The sequence below is a fragment of the Mucilaginibacter gossypiicola genome, assembly GCF_900110105.1.
Taxonomy (GTDB): domain Bacteria; phylum Bacteroidota; class Bacteroidia; order Sphingobacteriales; family Sphingobacteriaceae; genus Mucilaginibacter; species Mucilaginibacter gossypiicola.
In genome coordinates this window covers 404495-423363 of record NZ_FOCL01000004.1, presented here as the reverse complement: position 1 = coordinate 423363, position 18869 = coordinate 404495, and the positions used below count along the sequence as shown (strand labels likewise).

Here is an 18869-nt window from a genome sequence, read left to right as displayed (position 1 = left end):
ATTAAACCTTCATTAAACTTTAACGGTCAATAACCTAAATTGACCCTAAACTATGAAAAAACACTTACTGCTTGCGTTTATTGGCATTCTTTTTTTATCAACGGCCTATGCCCAACAGCCCCGTGAGGTACACGGAACTGTGGTTGACAGCGTGGGCGCCGTACCGGGCATTACCGTAAAACTGATATCCGATAAAGATAGCGTAGTGGTTGCAACCAGTACAGCGGGGGCATTTTTTTTTCCCGCCGTTGTGTCCAAAAACTTTAAACTTACCATCAGCGGTATAGGCTATCAGCCTTTTACACGCCGCTATGTAATGGATAATGATACCAAGCCAATTAAGCTTGATCCCATCAAAGTAAAGGTTCAAACCAATATGCTGAACACGGTAGTAGTTTCGGCCGTTATACCCATCACCATAAAAGAAGATACTGTTGAATACAAAGCCAGCGCCTATAAAGTGAGAGAAGGATCGCCGGTGGAGGATCTGCTTAAAAAACTGCCCGGCGTAAGTGTTGATAAGGATGGCAATGTAACCGCACATGGCAAACAGGTTACCAAGGTACGGGTAAACGGCAAGGATTATTTTACAGGCGATGTACAAACCGCCACCCAGAACCTGCCTGCCGATATCGTAGAAAATATACAGGTGATTGACGACTACGGCGACCAGGCCAATTTAACAGGCATCAAAACCGGCGATCCGGACAAAATCCTGAACATCACCATCCAAAAAGGAAAAAGCAAGGGCAACTTTGGCCAGGGAAGTGTGGGTGTAGGTAACGATGACAGGTACCAGGCAAAGCTTTCGGCCAATTCATTTTATGATGCAAGGCAACTGGCACTCATCGGCACCTGGAATAACAACAACACCAATACGTTCAACATTGGCAGCAGCGGAGGCGGTGGCGGTCGCGCAGGACGAGGAGGTGGTGGCGGCGGAAGCAGTGCAGGAGGCGTAAGTACTGCTAATGGCATCACTACTAACCGCTCAATAGGCACCAATTACCGCGATGACTGGAGCAAAAAAGTAACGGTGTATGGCAGCTACAGTTTTGCAGATAAAGACAGGGACATCAACAGCACAACCCTGCAACAAAACCTTTATCAATCAGGCAATATCATCAATATGGATAACAGCACCAATCATAACCATGGTATTAACCACCGCTTTGATTTCAATATCGAATACAAGATAGATACATCCAACTATATCAAAATAAACCCGGGGTTTTCGTACGCTACTGCCGAAAACATGAGTACCGATACCTTCAGCAATACCCGTAACGAAAATTTGGTTACAGGTAATGAACTGGCTTTAACCAATAACTCATCACAAACCGGCAGCCTCAATGTGCTTTATAATCACAAGTTCCATAAAAAGGGGCGTAACTTTAGTGTAAACGCCAATGTAAGCTACTCGAAAAACGACCAGGAGCTGAATGATAAATATACTACCAGGGCAGACACTGTAATAACACCATTATTTCAGCAGGTTAACTCTGATAATCAATCGCAAAAAGTAAGCGTGCATTTTTCGTATATCGAACCTATTGGCAAAACAACTTACCTGGAAAGTAATTACAGCTACAATTATTCAAATACCGATAATAACCGCTACAACTATCGGGTAGATCCTGTAACAGGCAATCAAACCTATGTCGACTCCTTAAGTACTTTGTATAATTACCAGTTTATCACTAACCGCATCGGCTTAAACCTTCGCGGGGTGCAACCTAAGTATAATTATACATTAGGCCTGGCCGTACAGCCTTCAAAACTTGATGGAGAATCGCACAACTTTCATACTACAACATCTACTTTTAATATTATTCCTACAGCAAGGTTTATCTATAATTTTTCAAAAAACCATTCATTCTCATTCAATTACAGCGGATCAAATGCACAGCCGTCATTTAGCCAATTACAGTTGCAGCCCGATTACTCTGATCCTCAAAACAGGGTTTATGGCAACCCGGATTTAAAACCGTCCTTTACCAATAGTTTCAATGTACGGTACAATCAATTCGATATTGCAAGCGGCAATTCACTGTTTACCAATTTATCATTTGCCGAAACACAGGATGCAATAGTCACCAACTCATCGCCGGTTAGTGCTAATACCCAAACCACCAAAGGCAATAACACCATACAGGAAACCCGCTACATTAACACCAATGGCGTTTATAATGTAAACGGCAATTATTCCTTTTCCAAACCTTTTGCCGAGCGTAAGTACACTGTATCATTAAATGGCGGCGCCAGCTATAATAACAACATATCATTTATAGAGAATCAGCGCAATGAGGGTAAAAACTGGGTACTTAACCAGGGGGCTAAACTAAGGATTGACCTTGACAGTATTATGGATAGCGAAATCAGCGCCAATTACAGTATTAACACCACCCGTTACAGCCTGCCATCCTCATTAAATACCGATGCCCAAACCTGGACACTGGGACTGGATGGCCGCAATTACTTTTTTTACAGCTGGGTGCTTGGTTATAGTTTAACCCAAACCATCAATCACGGCTTCAGCAGTACTGTTAAGGCCAATCCTACCCTGCTGAGCAGTTATCTTGAATACCAGTTTTTAAACAAGCATATTGCTTCGCTCCGGTTCCAGGCCTTTGACATTTTTGACGAAAACAAAGGCATCACCCGTACAGCGGTTGGAAACCAGATAATTGATACGCGCACTAACCGCCTGGGCAGGTATTTTATGCTGAGCTTTACACTCCGGCTCCAAAAATTTACGGGCAGTCGTCCGCAAGGTGGGCGTAACGGTGGCGGACGTGGTTTCGGCGGAGGTGGCGGAGGTGGCGGAGGTCGTCGTGGAGGCAGGGGATAATTTGTATCCCGTTTTTTTGGAGATACGTTAACCGCTGTTATATATTTACAACAATCTATATCCCTGCATTGAGAAAGCTTATTTTAACCTTTATATCGATACTATTTATCGGCCTTGCCTTTGCGCAAACCAAGGATGCTGTTGCTGCAAAAAACAGCCCCGAAACTGTGGTTGTAAAACATCGCCTCACCGATTCGGTAATTGAACGGATTAACGTGCTAAAAATTAACAGAGGCATCAGACAGGGGCTATACCAGGCGTTGTATCAAAAAAACTATGCCCTGGCCAGTGGCTATTACGATAATGATAAGCGAACCGGCGTTTGGCACTTTTTTGATAACCGCGGGCACCTGGTACAAAATTTCGACTACAGGACCAACCAGATCACCTATGAAGCACCGGAAGACAGTACTTCAAACCTGCAGTATTTTGTTGATGTAAAACTTAATGATACGGCAAAAACAACCAAGCCGCTTAAAGTAGGCGGCAGATTTTTTGGATATCTTCCCTATCTCAACCTCTTTAAGCTTCCGCCGGAATTAATGAACCTTAATCCCAATGTATCATTTGGCGCTGTAGAATTGCTTATTAGTCCGTTAGGAAGGCTTGCATCATTCAAGGTACATGTATATAGCGGCTCGTACGAAAAAACCTTTAATATGAGCATCGACGTACCCGACCCTGCCGACAAGATATTTATACCAGCTACGGTAAACGGCGAAGCAGTTAGCTGCCGGGTAGTGATCAAATGCGGTTTCAGGAATGACGGTGGGTTGGAATTTTATTGAGCGCCTCAACCCCTCTAAATCTCCCCTAAAGGGGAGACTTTCCTTGCATACTTTAAATAAAAAAGGTTCACTTAAAGCGAACCTTTTTTATTTAAAGCCCTCTCCCTTTAGGGGAGGGTTTGGGTGGGGTTTAATGGTGGTGATGACCATCCGGACCATGTGCGTGGCCGTGTGATAATTCTTCAGGGGTTGCAGGGCGCACGTTAAGGATATTACCTTTAAAATGCAGTTCCTGGCCAGCCATTGGGTGGTTAAGGTCAACAATAACGGCATCTTCGGCAATTGAAACTACCATAGCCTGGAAACGGTGGCCCTGGTTATCCTGCAAAGGCAAAATGCTGCCGATTTCAGGAATTTCAGTACCCTGGAACATTTCTTTAGGCAGGTTGGCTACAGCTTCTTCATCATATACACCGTAAGCATCTTCAGGAGATAAGCGAAACTCGTAAGTATCACCGGTTGAAAGTGTGCTCAGGTTTTCTTCAAATTTAGGCAACATCTGACCGGCACCAAATAAAAAGGTAAGCGGCTGTTCCTGGGTGGTACTTTCTACCAAAGTTTCGGTACCGGTGTTTTCGCGGTCTACGTACAAATCGTAGGTTAATGATACTACGTGCTGAGGTGCAATCTTCATTGTAAATTGTTTTTAGTTGTAAAATCTGGCTTCAACTTCATTAAGGGCGTCGGCCGGGTTATTAGCAGGTAATCCGCAGGTTTTATCTTTACAAATGAAAATTTGTGTTGATGCACCAAACTTATCCTGCAGCAAAGGTAAACTTCCTGTATTACCGCCCAACATAATTTTATTGGGGATGTAATTATTTTCCATTTCCTTTCTGAAAGCTTCGGCTTCGGTACCTGTTATCGCAATTTCGTTTATACCAAATACTTCATCAAGCAAAAGCATCATCCAGTTTGAATAGGCCGAACCGTACTTTGCCAGCTGTGGCATTACATTGCGTAACAATTGAGCCGAAACCTCAACGTAGCTTTCGTTATCAAAAAGCAAGCCTAACTTTTTAAGCACCCGTGCCATAACCGAATTGGAGGCAGGGATCACCCCATCCATAATTTCAGATTTACGGGCAATCAGCTGCTCATCATCATCGGTCGTGAAAAAGAAAATCCCCTTTGTTTCGTCATAATAATGGGCTATGGCTGTATCAGCAAGATTTTTGGCCTGCTGCAGCCAGTGCTCATTAAAGGTAACTTCATATAAGGCGATAAGCCCATCGATGATATTGGCATAATCATCCAAAAATGCTACAGATTTATCCTGCGACGATGTGGCACTATAAACCCGTGATAGCCTGCCATTTTGACCAAGCAGGTTATTTAAAATAAACCCGGCGTTATTCAGCGCCAGTTCAAGATACTCCTGTTTATTAAACGTTCGATAAGCATCACTCAAGCCTTTTAACATCAGACCGTTCCATGAAGCAAGGATCTTGTTATCCAATCCAGGTCGTACACGTACACTGCGTGCTTCAAATACTTTTTGTTTTGAAGAATTTATTTTGGCAAGTAATTCATCAACCGGCAAACCTAACTTTTGGGCCAGTTCTTCGTCACTATCCTTTCGGAACAATACGTTCGATTCTTCCTCTTCCCAGTTGCCATCCTCCGTAATATTGTAGTAGATGCTGAACAGTCCGGCTTCATCTCCCAGGATCTCTTCGATCTCATCTTTGGTAAAAATATAAAACTTGCCTTCCTTCCCTTCGCTATCCGCGTCAAGCGCCGAGTAAAACCCATAATCTGGCGACATCAGTTCACACGTACTGAAAGTGATGATCTCATCTACAACCTGCCTGTACAATTCATCCGGCTTCCAGGTGTAAGCTTCGGCATACAGACTGATAAGCTGAGCATTATCATACAACATTTTTTCAAAGTGTGGTACATGCCAGCGCCCATCAACCGAGTAACGGGCAAAGCCGCCGCCAACATGGTCATAAATGCCGCCGAAAGCCATTTTATGCAGGGAGAGTTTTACCTGTTGGGCAATCTCTTCGTCCTTCATTAAATGAGCATAACGCATTAAAGCCAGCCAGTTATTAGGCATCGGGAATTTGGGCGCATTGCCGGTGCCTCCCTCCTGCTTATCAAAATATCGTTTCCAATTATTTACAATGGCTTGCAGATCATCTTTGGTATGTTCTGCCTGTGCAACCACAAACTCTATCGATTCATACTTTTGGATCCCCTCGGTAAGTCGCACGGCATAATCTTCAGCTTCTTCGGGCTTTTGTTTGTAGAAATCGGCCAGGTTAAAGAGTAACGATGTCCAGTCGTTTTTACGGAAGTAGGTACCGCCGTAAATAGGCCTTTGATCGGGCAGGCAGATGCAGTTAAGCGGCCAGCCGCCCCTGCCGCTCATGAGTTGTACGGCACTCATATAGATCTGGTCGACATCGGGGCGCTCTTCCCTGTCTACCTTAATACAAACAAAGTATTCGTTCATCACTGCAGCCACAGCTTCATCTTCAAAGCTTTCGTGTTCCATCACATGGCACCAGTGGCAGGCTGAATAACCAATACTAACCAGGATCAGTTTATTTTCGGCCCTGGCTTTATCAAGGGCTTCCTTGCCCCAGGGGTACCAGTTAACCGGGTTATTGGCATGTTGCAATAAATATGGCGATGTAGAGTTGGCCAAACGATTCATATAGCTGTGTATTTGCTGCAAAAATGCAGATATAATTGTATCTGTAAGTTAAATGGTAATTATTTAGAAAAGTTTTACCGGGGAGTGGTATTTATAAGCCTTGTTATGCTGAGTGTTTAAATCCGGTGGCCTCTGAATGAAATGACATTAAGCAAAGAGGGCCTGTCACCCTGAGCCGGTCGATGACTCGCATGCAGAGGTCCTGCCCACCAGGCTTCAACGGGCTAACCATTACATGATAAATAAAGAATGTTCCCGTCAGCAGGTAAGCTTCGGGTGAAAGCGGGCAGAACAATGGTGGCCTTGAGCGCAGGAAGGGGCATAGCAAGTTTTTGCAGAAGCATAGGGAAAGCGCGAGCGCAGCGGGGCAAAATAATTGCAGCCCGTGGTTCTGCCCGATTTGCAGGGCAAAGGCCTGTGGGCAAAGAAGCCTATCTGCTGACTTGACTTTTTGGATACTTTTGTGTCAAGACAAAAGTATCTGGCCACGCGCGGCCAAGAGCGCGACGATGGAAGTCCATGGAATAAAGATCGTTACCTGCCTGTAGGGGATTGCTTCGTGCCTCGCAATGACGTGGTGAAGATGTCATTTTACCTTCAAAGTTTTTCACCGCCTTCTAAACATTTAACGGAATACCCGGAGCAACGAATCTGCATGGTGTATACATCAGGGTCCTTAGCAAGAGACCTGATGGGACGTAAAAAGTAACATCCCCATTACAACCCTAACCTAATATGTCAAAATCACTTATATCCAACTCTTTCGGCATCTAAAATTGCCAAACTCACAAATTATTTCACTTTATTTGCCCCCTTGTTACCAAAAATTTAAGATGAACTGTTTAAAACTGAATTATTTATTATGCGCTGTAGCGCTGATGCCCTTAACGCGAACGGCATCTGCTCAAAGTACCGACACAACAAAATACAATCACCAGGATCTTTTTGGCCCTATTACCTGGCCGGTTACCAGCGGTGGCACACGCTCTGCTGCAGGCAAACCTTCACCGGCTTATTGGCAAAACAAGGCTGATTACCAGATTAAAGCTTCACTTAACGAAGGTAAGGACACAACCATCACCGGCGAAGTCAAAATCACCTACACTAACAACAGCCCCGATAAGCTTGACTACTTGTGGCTACAATTGGATCAAAACCTTTTTAAACCCGACTCGCGCGGAGCGGCTGTAACTCCTTATACCGGCGACAGGTTTGATGTTCGTGGTTTTAGTCGCGGAGGTTACCATATTGCTTCTGTTGAGGTTACCTACAAAGGCGAAACTTATAAAGTTGATCCTATCATTACCGATGCCCGCATGCAGCTGCGCCTCAATACCCCGATGGATGGTAAGGGCGAAAAATTAGAGGTTAAGGTTAATTATGATTTCGCAATACCATTTTACGGTGCCGACCGTATGGGCCGCAAAAAATTCAAACAGGGGTATGTATATGAAATTGCACAGTGGTACCCGCGTATGTGCGTGTATGATGATGTAGAAGGCTGGAACACCTTACCTTACATGGGCTTGGGCGAGTTTTATTGCGAATACGGCGATTTTGATTACTACATTACCGTTCCGGCCAATAAAATAGTAGTTGGTTCGGGCGATTTGCAAAACCCTGAAGAAGTACTTACTCCTGTTCAGTTAAAAAGATTGGAACAGGCACGTAACAGCGATAAAACTGTTACCATCATCAGCGCTTCAGAAGTTGGCAAAGGTGCAACCCGTCCGTTTAAGGGTACGCTTACCTGGCACTATAAAATGCAGAATAGCCGCGATATTGCCTGGGGCGCTTCGGATGCTTTCATTTGGGATGCTGCAAGGGTTAACTTCCCTTCTGGCCGCAAAGGCATTGCCCAGTCGGCTTACCCACTTGAAAGCTCAGGTAACGATGGCTGGGGCCGCTCAACCGAATACCTAAAAAACAGCATGGAAATTTATTCAAACCTATACTTTGAATATCCATGGAACTCGGCTGTCAATGTATCGGGCGTAGCTTTGGGTATGGAGTACCCGGGCGCTATTTTTTGTTTGAGCAACCTAAAAAAGGGCGACCTTTGGGGCGATGTTACTCATGAAATAGGTCATAACTGGTTCCCGATGATTGTGGGCTCAAACGAGCGTAAATACATGTGGCAGGATGAGGGTTTCAATACTTTTATTAACGAATATGCTACCAAGGAATTTAATAAAGGCGAGTATGCTGAAAAAAGCGGTTCGGCACAAAATATACTGGCTGGTTACCGCAACAGCAAAGATCCACTCATGACCCCTCCCGAGGCTATCGGACTTAGAGATTACGGTCAATATTATACCAAAACCGCTTTAGGTTTGGATATTTTAAGAAACGTAGTAATTGGCCCCGAACGTTTTGACTATGCATTCCGTGAGTATGTAAAAAACTGGGCATTTAAGCACCCTTTGCCTTACGATCTTTTCAGGGCTATGAATGACGCTACAGGCGAAGACCTGAACTGGTTTTGGAAGTCGTGGTTCTTTACTACCTGGAAACTTGACCAGGCTATTACTTCTGTAAGCTATATCAAAGGCAACCCTGCTGAAGGTGTGCTGATCACCCTAACCAACAACGAAAAAATGGCTATGCCTGTTGATCTTAAAATTGTTCAGGCTAATGGCAAAACAGAGATTCTTCACTTGCCGGTAAATATCTGGCAGCGTGATGGTGTTTGGAAGTTTAAATATCCTTCAACATCAGCCATTAAAAGTATGGAGATTGACCCTGACCATCAACTACCCGACGTTGACCTGAAAAACAACGTTTACAGGGGAGAATAATTTGGATTTCGGAATTTCGATTTCGGATTTGCAGGGGAGATTAGAGATAGTTTTGAATGGCGGCGAGCGTTTGAGTTCGCCGCCATTTTTTTTCAATCAAAATTAACCTGGCCAAAATTTGTTTTTATCACGATATTCCTGCTTTTATTCCCCTTGCCCAACTGGCCTTTGTAACTTTTCGCTGCATTATCTGGCGTTGCATTGCTGAACAATTTAATATTCAGATCATTACTGCTCAAGTGGCCGTAGTAAGTGCTAACATCACAATTGGCATTTACGCCTGTAATACTACCTACCTGCACACTGCTGTAGGCAACATTTACGTTTAATGTTTTGATACTTTTGTCGATGTTTTCAATCCTCAACTGCCTGCCAAATTTCATATCAACATTAGCCGAAGAATAAATTCGCCCTATCCTTGCCGGGCCGTAGGTTACACTTACATTAAAGTTACTACCTTCATTAAGGTCCAGACTGCCATGCAAAACCTCGAGCCGTGTGCCGCTGAATGCTTCAATATTGGCATTACCAAAGTTCAGTTTTACACTGTTAAGCGGGTTGATCAGTTTTTTTGCTGTAAGATTACCATACAGGCTGTTTAATATGAGTTTGCCGTTAAAATCGGGCAAAACAGTTGTTCCATAATTGTTGCTTATGTTCAGCGTATTTTTTGATGGCATAAAAACCAGGTAGTTCACTTCTATTTTTTTAAGATGAGGTTTATCCTCTCCCTTCCACAATACATTCCCGTTATCACCGCCGTTCGCCCCGATGATGGTTTTAAAAGATACCACAGCCTCTCCCCTTTTATCGCTTATACCAACCACATCTAAAAAATGCTGCGCATCTGCTTGTTTATCGGCATAAATTTTCACCTGTACTTCCACACTAAACTCATTGCGGTTCCAGGTGTTTACTTTAACCTCACCGAAACGGTTATCGATCATCAATTCGTCCAATTTGCCGACTGCGTAAAGCCTGGTGTATTTTTTTGTCGCAGTTTTTAATGCCCCGCTTTTAACCTCATCCTGCAGATCGCCACTATCATCATAAACAATACCGGTATTTTTCAAAACATCGGGAGCAGGCACGATAATGGCTGCATTGTTACCAGTTGTATCCGTTTCGCCCTGGTTTGCCGGAACAGTATTATCGGTTTCCACTTTATTGGCTAACTGCGCAACACTGTTATTTGCAACAGCACTAAAACAGATTAAAAGCATTAAGCCAAGGTTAAATTTAATTTTCATTTTGCAAATCATATCTGTTAGGTTATGTCCTAAGTGACACCCAACTTATCAATGTGTTGCATCCTACTGATGAAACAAACATGATAACCATTTGCACTGTTATCACAAAATGATGATATAGTTAACTATATGTTGTTTCTATTGTAAAAAAGAAATCAAAACAATTATCTTTACAAAAGATAATATACCATTAAAATAGCACCATATCTAACTGTTAATAAGGAATATATTTGTAATATAACCTTATATTAACTTCACCTAAATACCAGGAAATATTTTTAATTATAAAACATTTTGTTTATTTGCGACATTAAGAGCTAATAACCTAATACACCATAATTAGCATTTTACCTATGGCAAAAAATATACTCATAATTGAAGATGATGCCGAAATTTTACGGGTGCTTGAAACCGTGCTTACCTTTCATGACTTTGAGGTTACAGGCCTTGACCGTACTGATGATATTATAGCAGCTGTAAAAAATTATAACCCCGATCTTGTCCTAACCGATTATATGCTGCCGGGCCTGAACGGCGGCCGCATTTGCCAGCTTATTAAAAGTAATGAAGATACCCGGCATATCCCAGTGATCCTGATCTCGGCTTATCATGAGCAGGCCATCGCCTTGGTTAACTTTGGTTACGATGCTTTTGTGCCTAAACCTTTTGATATAAATAAACTGGTGAAAACTATTAACAGGTTTTTGAATTGAGGAATATTACTGTATCACAGCAACCCCTTGTAAGGCTGAGTCAAATTTTGGCTTACCAACTAAAATCTGTAACGTCCTGTTATCCAAAACAAGGTTACCCTTTTCATCAACTTTTGAAATCGAGCCGTTCTGCTGCTGAATGTTTATTAACGCCCCTTTTAACTTGTCGGACATTTTAAACTGTGGCGAATTAATTTCATACTGTATTGATTGATCAATCTTAAAATGTTGCGCCAGCGCCTGGTAAGATAAACGTTGATATATATTGGCGGTTGCACCAGAATCAATTGATTTATAGCTTGTATATAAAACATTATAATACAACGCAGCACTTAAATAATCCTTTTTTAATACAACCGAATCTATCTTTTTATTTAGAACTGCGTACTGATACCTGTTTGATATCATAATTTTATCTGATAAATTACCGCAAATGTAGTATTGACTATTATAAAAGCGTATTATGTCATTAGGTATCGCTTTTATTGAATCTGCATTTCCGCAAGGAATAGTTATATACCCATTAACATCATTTTGTCCCAACTCCGTTTCTTTGTTATTTTTCCTGATTACCAATTTACAACGTATTGGTTTCAGTAAAACATTATCTACAATCAATATCCTTTTTGAGCCTTGACCAAATGCAGTATACCCTGCAAATAGTAACAAAAGAAATAATTTAGCGTGTTTCATTGGGTTTAAATTTAATTGCGTAAAAGGTTAGAGAAACAATAAAAATTATTATCAGTACAAATATTACAATGAACTCATTTTTTACAAGAAAAACATCCAATGAATATTCCTTTAAAATAATAGTCTCCTCTGTAGCGTATCTGATTTCGGGGAGTGTATCGTTACGGATATTCAGAATAATTTTAAATGAAGCAAGCGGTTGTACAGTTTTAATATTAAAGACACCTTCGTTATGAGTAGTATCTATATAAAAAGGAACGTCGTTCTGATCTTCCACCGCCAATCTATCCGGAACATAGCTCCCTGTATAAATCCTTTGATTCTGATCTAACAGATATAGTATTTTAAGATTACTATATTTTTTTTCTCGCGACAGATTAGAAAACTCGTAGATAAGTTGTACTGTATCTTTTTTAATTTTTTTTGACACAGAGTACTCTATAACTGGCGTTTTTAACGACTCTTCGACAATATGCTCAAGCCCCCAAATGATAAACCCAAGCATTAATGCAAAAACCAGGGGAAGATTGTCTTCTTTTAAATTTAAAACAGACATGATATGCGATTTAGGTAATTTCCAGTTCAGAAATAATTACAATAAATATAATACTTATTCCTATTGGTTGTAATAGTAAAATCTTAATTATTTCAAAATCATAGCTGTCTATTGTTTTACAATCTATAAAAGCCGATTAATTGATATGGCAACATAAATTACTCAAGATTTATCGGTTGAGATAAATAAAAACCCCAGCGACCAACCGCAAATCCACAAAACCGCTTTCCCCTTTCGCCCCAAAAGCTTAATTTCGCTGCCTCATAGAAAGAGGAAAAGATTTTGGATTATTTACAGGGATTAAACCCCGAACAAAGGGCAGCAGTTGAACAAACTGAAGGGCCGGTGATGATCATTGCCGGTGCCGGATCGGGCAAAACACGTGTTATTACCTATCGCGTGGCGCATTTGATACGCAAGGGTGTTGATTCATTTAACATACTGGTACTTACCTTTACCAATAAGGCCGCCCGCGAAATGCGCGAGCGTATTACCCACGTTGTTGGTACCGAAGCCAAAAATATATGGATGGGCACCTTCCACTCGGTGTTTGCCAAAATTTTGCGGGTTGAAGCCGAAAAAATTGGCTATCCAAGCAACTTCACCATTTATGATACCGACGATAGCAAGAGTGTTTTAAGGGCCATTTTAAAAGAAATGAACCTTGATGATAAGCTATACAATGTAAACTTTGTACTCAACCGCATCTCGGCATCAAAAAATAACCTGATCTCGTGGCAGGAATATAACAAGAACGAACAGATCCAGGCCGACGATTTTTCGAGCGGCCGCGGGCAAATGGGCAAAATCTACGAGATGTATGCCACCCGTTGCTATCGCGCCGGCGCAATGGATTTTGACGATTTGCTATACAAAACCAACGAGTTGCTGAAACTGCATCCCGATGTGCTCAATAAATACCAGCATAAGTTTAAATACCTCATGGTTGATGAGTATCAGGATACCAACTTTTCGCAATACCTCATTGTTAAAAAGCTTGCTGCCGTTAACGAAAATCTGTGCGTTGTAGGCGACGACGCACAAAGTATTTATGCTTTCCGTGGCGCCAATATTCAGAACATCTTAAATTTTGAAAAGGATTATCCCGATCTGAAAGTATTTAAGCTGGAGCAAAACTATCGTTCTACACAAAATATTGTAAATGTAGCCAACAGCATCATCCGCAATAATAAAGATCAGCTTAAGAAGAACGTATTCTCCGAAAAAGAATCGGGCGAAAAAATTAAGGTTATGCGGGCCTTCAGCGATAATGAGGAGGGCAAACTGGTAGCCGAAGCCATTATGCAGGACCGCAGCTCGAACGGGCTTAAATGGGCTGCATTTGCTATACTTTACCGCACCAATGCGCAATCGCGCTCCATGGAGGAAGCCTTACGCAAGCTTGGCATCCCGTATAAAATATATGGAGGGCTGTCATTTTATCAACGCAAGGAGATTAAAGACCTGATAGCGTATTTCAGGCTTACCTTTAACCCTAACGACGAGGAAGCTTTGAAACGCGTTATCAACTACCCTAAACGCGGCATAGGTGATACATCAGTTGATAAGATCATCGTAGCTGCCGATCAGCATGGCATAACACCTTGGGAGGTTATTGTTGAGCCCGGCAAATACCTTGAGGGTAAAATATCCGGTGCGGTAGCCAATTTTGCTACCATGATCCAGAGTTTCCAGGTGCTTGCCAAAACAAAATCAGCCTACGAATCTGCTTTATATGTAGCCCAGCATTCGGGCTTATTGAAAGATCTTTATGAAGATAAATCGGTAGAAGGACTTAACCGTTACGAAAATATCCAGGAGCTTTTAAATGGTATCAAAGAGTTTTCGGAACGGGAGGATATTGAAGAAAAAGGCCTCGATATTTTCATGCAGGATGTAGCCCTGTTAACCAATGATGATAAGGATAAAAACAAAGATGCAGACACGGTATCGCTCATGACCATCCACTCGTCAAAAGGTTTGGAATTTCCGCAGGTATATGTTGTGGGGCTTGAAGAAAATCTTTTCCCGTCGCAAATGTCGCTTAACTCGCGCAGCGACCTGGAGGAAGAACGCCGGTTGTTTTACGTAGCCGTTACCCGTGCCGAAAGCAAGCTGCATATCAGCTATGCTACTTCACGTTTTAAGTTTGGAACCCTGATCAATTGCGAGCCAAGCCGCTTTTTGGACGAAATTGATGCAAAATATCTCGAGCTTGATTATACCGCCAAACCAGCTTCCGGCAGTAATCCGTTTTTTGACGATGAACGCAAAGCATGGAGCAGGGATAAGCAACCAGATACATTTTCAAAACCAAAACCAGCGGCTGCCGCACCTGTAAAAACTACGTCCATACTGGCCAAGGCACACGTACCATCGGCCAATTTCAAACCGTCTGACACTTCGAATCTACAGGTGGGTATGGAGGTTGAGCACGAACGTTTTGGCTTTGGTAAAGTGATATCCCTTGAGGGTAATAAGCCCGATATAAAAGCCACCATCTTTTTTAAAGAGATTGGTCAAAAGCAGTTATTGCTAAAATTTGCAAAGCTTTACATTATTCAGTAAACATAAACTAAGAGTTAAAATCCCTACTTTGAGGAATTGATTCCCCAAGCCTCACCACAGTCCATCATTAAATTGCCCTTATAACACTAATTTAAAGGTAATTTAATGATGGCATACCATTTGGATTATATCAGTATCCCTTTCCCTAATTAATATTTTGATTAATATGAGCGATACTGTAAAAAAGAAAACAAACAAATCCGTTGGTAAAAACATCCGGACATTACGCCATCAGCATGGATGGAGCCAGGAGGATGTGGCTAACCGTTTAGGCATCTCAATTCCCGCATTTTCAAAAATTGAAACCGGAGTAACCGATATTAACTTATCGCGCCTTGAACAGATAGCAAATATTTTTGACATTAACGTTGTGAACATACTGGCACTTGATACCGAAGAGGTTGACATGAGGCCCTCAAGTTTAAGCGTTGCGCAAAAAAAGCTAATAGATCGCGAATCAGAAATTGCCAATTTACAACGTAAAGTAATATTACTTTATGAAGAATTACGCAACAAGGCCAGCGTAGCTATGTAAATGTGTGCTGTAAATATTACAGTTTACAGATAGTGTACATTGTTTGCTTCGCTTGATGTCCTGTTTTATTGGCCCCATTAAATACCAGTTAACAATATTTAATAAAAGGAAACATCAATAAACGATCTTCTTCTTATATTAGCTAATTTATCGATAATGAGCGTTTTATAAAGGTTTTGGAGTAATAATTGTGGCATACGGATTACAAATGCAAACTGTATGTCAAATTATCTTATCTCCATATCAAAAAATGAAACCCTGAGCGACGGTATTATTCATGATCCTAAAAGTAAGTTAAAAATAAAAGCATTTGACTTACTAAGGGCTCGCTTTAAACCCAGCAAAGGCGAAGTAAGATTTTTTGTGACTGCCGGCAACGAAGCACTGGCCTTTGAAACACAAGGCTATGATAAACACAGGCAACTGCTGGTTTTACAAATGATATCGTGGTATTGTATTTACTTGGGGCTTATTGAAGCTCAAATACATTCAAGCCTGCCGGTACATTTTAGCTAATGCGGAAGAGAAATATTAAACCCGTGGCGGGTTATGCAGCATATCGCTCATTTCGATGATTTTTTCATCAATTTCAGACACACACTTATCCATCATATCCAAACATTCGGTCTGGTCAACCAGGCCTTCTTTTTCAAGGTTAATCAAGCCGCGCAAAGTAGCTATAGGCCCCCTGATCTGGTGCGACAGGTATGAGGAATGCTCGGAAAGCTTTTTATTCTTTAATTGTAAATCCTTGGTACGCTCATCAATTATCTCTTCAAGATGATGATTTATCCTATCAAGGTTATCCTTTTGCCGGGATACCTCTCCATTTAGCAGTGTAAGCTGTGAATTGGTTTTGGCTTTGCGTTTTACATTACTAATCAACAAGCCAATTACCACAAGTAACAAACCTGCAACTACAGTCACTGCCCAAAACTTCGATCGGTCATAAGCCTGCCGTTCGGCAATCCTTTCATTCTCTTTCAATTGTTCTTCCTGCCTGCGTTTGGCCTCTACCAGGTTCATTTGAGCCGATACATTGGTTTTGTACGTAACGCTATCCTGCTTGTATATCTCTCTTAATAACCCTAATGCGCGGGCATAGTTCTTTTTGTTAAATTCCAACTCATACGTAGTGTATTTGTAATCATAATCAAGCTTGGGATCTTTCACCAACTGGGTATAGGCAGTACCTTCCTGCACCATTTTTTCGGCATTTGTGAAGTCGCCTTTGGTCATGTAAAGTGCGGCCAGCGTGAGGTCAACGCTTGCAACCGATTCATTCAAATCACGCGCTTTAGCACCGGCATTAGCCTCAAGCAGTAAACTCAGGGCCTTATCGTAATCATTGAGCTTAAAATAAATAACACCGCGGTTTTGCAGGCACTGGATCAGGTTTACCGAGTCGCGCAGTTTTTGAAATATAGGGAAGCTTTTATCATAAAACTTAAGCGCCATGTACAGGTTGTTTTTGCGCGTGTAAACGTTACCTATATTTAGGTACAGAGACCCAACCAGTTTGGTATCATTTATTTTTTGCGCTATCTCCAACGACCTGTTAAGGTATGTAAGTGAGCGTTCGTAGTCATGGTCCCGAAACAAGATGCCAATATTATTATAAACTTTTGCTTCGCCTCTCAGGTTATTGTTACGGGTAAAATATGAAAGGGAATTTAAATAGTTTTCGATAGCTTTTTCGGGCTGATCCAGGTAGTATTTACCAATGCCAATAACACGGTAAGCTTCTGCAATACCATCAATATAATTTAGCTTGGTAGATAGTTTAAGCGCCTTGGTAGCGTCTTCTACCGTTTGTTCGGGGTTTGTGAGCCTGTTTGTATAAGCATTGGCATTCAGGCTTATTACTTCAGTAGTGTCTTTAGCAGCAACATCAGCTATATCATTCGCGTATACCGTTAGCGATAATAAAAGGAATAATATAAATGTGCCGATTTTTTTCATTAAAACACTTCTACGTTCTATTGGGGTGAAAGTTATAAAATAATGCTGAATTATATTTAATGTTAAGAATAAAAAACAATGTGGAAAATTATTTTTTATATTTTTCAAACTAATTAAAAAACATATTTATATTTGCAGTGTTAAATATCTGATATACAATATATTAAATACATAAAAACCAGCACCCAATATCATTCAAAACGACTTATAACCAATTGCAATAATATTTAAACATATATGCAAAATGTACAATATGTTTATAGTTTGTATATCAAATAAGCGAAATAACGTGAAAAACGTGCAACAAATTGTATACCATATTAACAACCAGCCGGAATGATATTACATTTAAAATTAGTAATTTAACCGAATAATTAACAGTATAAAAATACGAAACAGAAAGCTTTTATTTAAATTTTAAAATAACAGGATTTTTAAAAAAACAGAGCGTAAAATCTGACTTTTAAAATATTTGTGATAAGCTTTAAATAAGCTTAATGAATTTTAATAAATATTTACTATCGTATTAATTTAAAAAATAGAATACTAAATACAATAATTAATCAATATGAAAAAAGCAGTGTTTTTTGTACTCCTTACCGCAGGCGCCGGGGTACTCTCATCGTCATCAGTTTTGTCATCATCGACAAAAAAAGATGCACAGCCAACAGCTGTCAATTTCACTAAAACGCCAGCTGGTTTTAAACGCGACCTGGGCAGCGCCGACTAAAACCCGGTTAAAATCAAACAGAAAATTCAACATCGATAATATTCACACGATCATGAAAAAAATAATCACCATCACTTTAGCAGTTCTGTTCACAGGAGTTATATCATCCTGCAAAAAGGAAAGCCCCAAAGCTGAGTTTGCTAACCTTCACTTATTCACAACCGGTTACAAAAGAGACCTGGGAAGTGCTGACTGATTTATCTGTTCACGATCAATAAAACATAAAAACAACATGAAAAAATTCATCCTCATAGCAACAATAACCCTTAGTGCAGGTGCACTATCATCAGCTACAAACAAAAACGAAAACAAAGAGAAAATGGTGATTGCACCGGTTAACTCATTAACAACCGGCTTTAAAAGAGATTTAGGCAGCGCCGACTAATTAAAAAAGACAACAATAACATACAAGAGATTTAATTAAACAAAAAATATTCACGTACCCCCACACATTCAAAAACATCATGAAAAATTTAACACTGATAGCAACTTTAGCATTAAGCACCATATTATCAACAGCAACTTTAGCAAACGCAGCCAATGGCCCCCAGCCAAAACGTGATTTAGGCTCTGCCGATGCTCGTGGTCCTCAACCAAAACGTGATCTTGGTTCTGCCGATTTTGCTCGCGGCCCTCAACCAAAACGTGATCTTGGTTCTGCCGATTTTGCTCGCGGCCCTCAGCCAAAACGTGACCTTGGTTCTGCTGATTTCGCTTTCGGTCCTCAGCCAAAACGCGATTTAGGTTCTGCTGATTT

17 protein-coding genes are annotated in these 18869 nt (G+C 41.1%); 11 read left to right on the top strand and 6 right to left on the bottom strand.

Annotation, left to right across the window (positions count from 1 at the left end; translation table 11 throughout):
- Positions 1 to 52 precede the first annotated feature (52 nt).
- Together BMX50_RS15500 and BMX50_RS15495 are read left to right on the top strand one after the other, a co-directional pair.
- Positions 53 to 2851: a TonB-dependent receptor gene (locus BMX50_RS15500; RefSeq protein WP_091211443.1), complete on the top strand. Its 2799-nt coding sequence runs from the start codon at positions 53 to 55 to the stop codon at positions 2849 to 2851.
- Positions 2852 to 2919: 68 nt separating this feature from the next.
- Positions 2920 to 3639, top strand: coding sequence for a toxin-antitoxin system YwqK family antitoxin (locus tag BMX50_RS15495; RefSeq protein WP_091211442.1), 720 nt, complete (start codon positions 2920 to 2922; stop codon positions 3637 to 3639).
- Positions 3640 to 3769: 130 nt separating this feature from the next.
- On the opposite strand, the gene BMX50_RS15490 is transcribed toward BMX50_RS15495, so the two are convergent.
- Together BMX50_RS15490 and BMX50_RS15485 are read right to left on the bottom strand one after the other, a co-directional pair.
- Positions 3770 to 4273 (bottom strand): FKBP-type peptidyl-prolyl cis-trans isomerase, encoded by a 504-nt coding sequence (locus BMX50_RS15490; RefSeq protein ID WP_091211441.1) that lies wholly within the window; start codon positions 4271 to 4273, stop codon positions 3770 to 3772.
- A gap of 12 nt (positions 4274 to 4285) precedes the next feature.
- Complete coding sequence (locus BMX50_RS15485) at positions 4286 to 6307, bottom strand: thioredoxin domain-containing protein (protein ID WP_091211440.1); 2022 nt, start codon at positions 6305 to 6307, stop codon at positions 4286 to 4288.
- An 833-nt stretch (positions 6308 to 7140) separates the two neighbouring features.
- Between BMX50_RS15485 and BMX50_RS15475 the strand changes: the two genes are divergently transcribed.
- A complete protein-coding gene (locus BMX50_RS15475) occupies positions 7141 to 9105 on the top strand; it encodes a M1 family metallopeptidase (protein ID WP_091211438.1) in 1965 nt (654 codons plus the stop codon).
- A 92-nt stretch (positions 9106 to 9197) separates the two neighbouring features.
- On the opposite strand, the gene BMX50_RS15470 is transcribed toward BMX50_RS15475, so the two are convergent.
- Positions 9198 to 10355, bottom strand: a complete 1158-nt coding sequence (locus tag BMX50_RS15470) for a hypothetical protein (RefSeq protein WP_091211437.1) — start codon at positions 10353 to 10355, stop codon at positions 9198 to 9200.
- A 353-nt stretch (positions 10356 to 10708) separates the two neighbouring features.
- On the opposite strand from BMX50_RS15470, the gene BMX50_RS15465 reads away from it, so the two are divergent.
- A complete protein-coding gene (locus tag BMX50_RS15465; RefSeq protein WP_091211436.1) occupies positions 10709 to 11068 on the top strand; it encodes a response regulator in 360 nt (119 codons plus the stop codon).
- A gap of 6 nt (positions 11069 to 11074) precedes the next feature.
- Here BMX50_RS15465 and BMX50_RS15460 read toward each other — a convergent pair whose 3' ends face one another.
- Entirely contained in the window at positions 11075 to 11761 is a 687-nt protein-coding gene (locus BMX50_RS15460; protein WP_091211435.1) for a hypothetical protein, read from the bottom strand.
- A complete protein-coding gene (locus BMX50_RS15455) occupies positions 11748 to 12317 on the bottom strand; it encodes a hypothetical protein (protein ID WP_143065189.1) in 570 nt (189 codons plus the stop codon). Before BMX50_RS15455 ends, BMX50_RS15460 begins: the two co-directional genes overlap by 14 nt.
- A gap of 282 nt (positions 12318 to 12599) precedes the next feature.
- Here BMX50_RS15455 and BMX50_RS15450 point away from each other — a divergent pair, with 282 nt between their 5' ends.
- The 3 genes from BMX50_RS15450 (at position 12600) to BMX50_RS15440 (ending at position 15936) form a co-directional block, all read left to right on the top strand.
- Entirely contained in the window at positions 12600 to 14885 is a 2286-nt protein-coding gene (locus BMX50_RS15450) for an ATP-dependent helicase (RefSeq protein ID WP_091211433.1), read from the top strand.
- Between the two features lie 166 nt (positions 14886 to 15051).
- A complete protein-coding gene (locus BMX50_RS15445) occupies positions 15052 to 15420 on the top strand; it encodes a helix-turn-helix domain-containing protein (RefSeq protein WP_091211432.1) in 369 nt (122 codons plus the stop codon).
- A 219-nt stretch (positions 15421 to 15639) separates the two neighbouring features.
- Entirely contained in the window at positions 15640 to 15936 is a 297-nt protein-coding gene (locus tag BMX50_RS15440; RefSeq protein WP_091211431.1) for a hypothetical protein, read from the top strand.
- Positions 15937 to 15951: 15 nt separating this feature from the next.
- Here BMX50_RS15440 and BMX50_RS15435 read toward each other — a convergent pair whose 3' ends face one another.
- A complete protein-coding gene (locus BMX50_RS15435; protein ID WP_091211430.1) occupies positions 15952 to 17382 on the bottom strand; it encodes a tetratricopeptide repeat protein in 1431 nt (476 codons plus the stop codon).
- A gap of 568 nt (positions 17383 to 17950) precedes the next feature.
- Between BMX50_RS15435 and BMX50_RS34550 the strand changes: the two genes are divergently transcribed.
- The 4 genes from BMX50_RS34550 to BMX50_RS34535 form a co-directional block, all read left to right on the top strand.
- A complete protein-coding gene (locus tag BMX50_RS34550) occupies positions 17951 to 18112 on the top strand; it encodes a hypothetical protein (RefSeq protein WP_158286821.1) in 162 nt (53 codons plus the stop codon).
- Positions 18113 to 18164: 52 nt separating this feature from the next.
- Entirely contained in the window at positions 18165 to 18308 is a 144-nt protein-coding gene (locus BMX50_RS34545) for a hypothetical protein (protein ID WP_158286820.1), read from the top strand.
- 36 nt (positions 18309 to 18344) lie between these two features.
- Complete coding sequence (locus tag BMX50_RS34540) at positions 18345 to 18497, top strand: hypothetical protein (RefSeq protein WP_167667944.1); 153 nt, start codon at positions 18345 to 18347, stop codon at positions 18495 to 18497.
- Between the two features lie 79 nt (positions 18498 to 18576).
- The coding region (locus BMX50_RS34535) for a hypothetical protein (RefSeq protein WP_208864719.1) at positions 18577 to 18869 on the top strand (293 nt) is incomplete at its 3' end.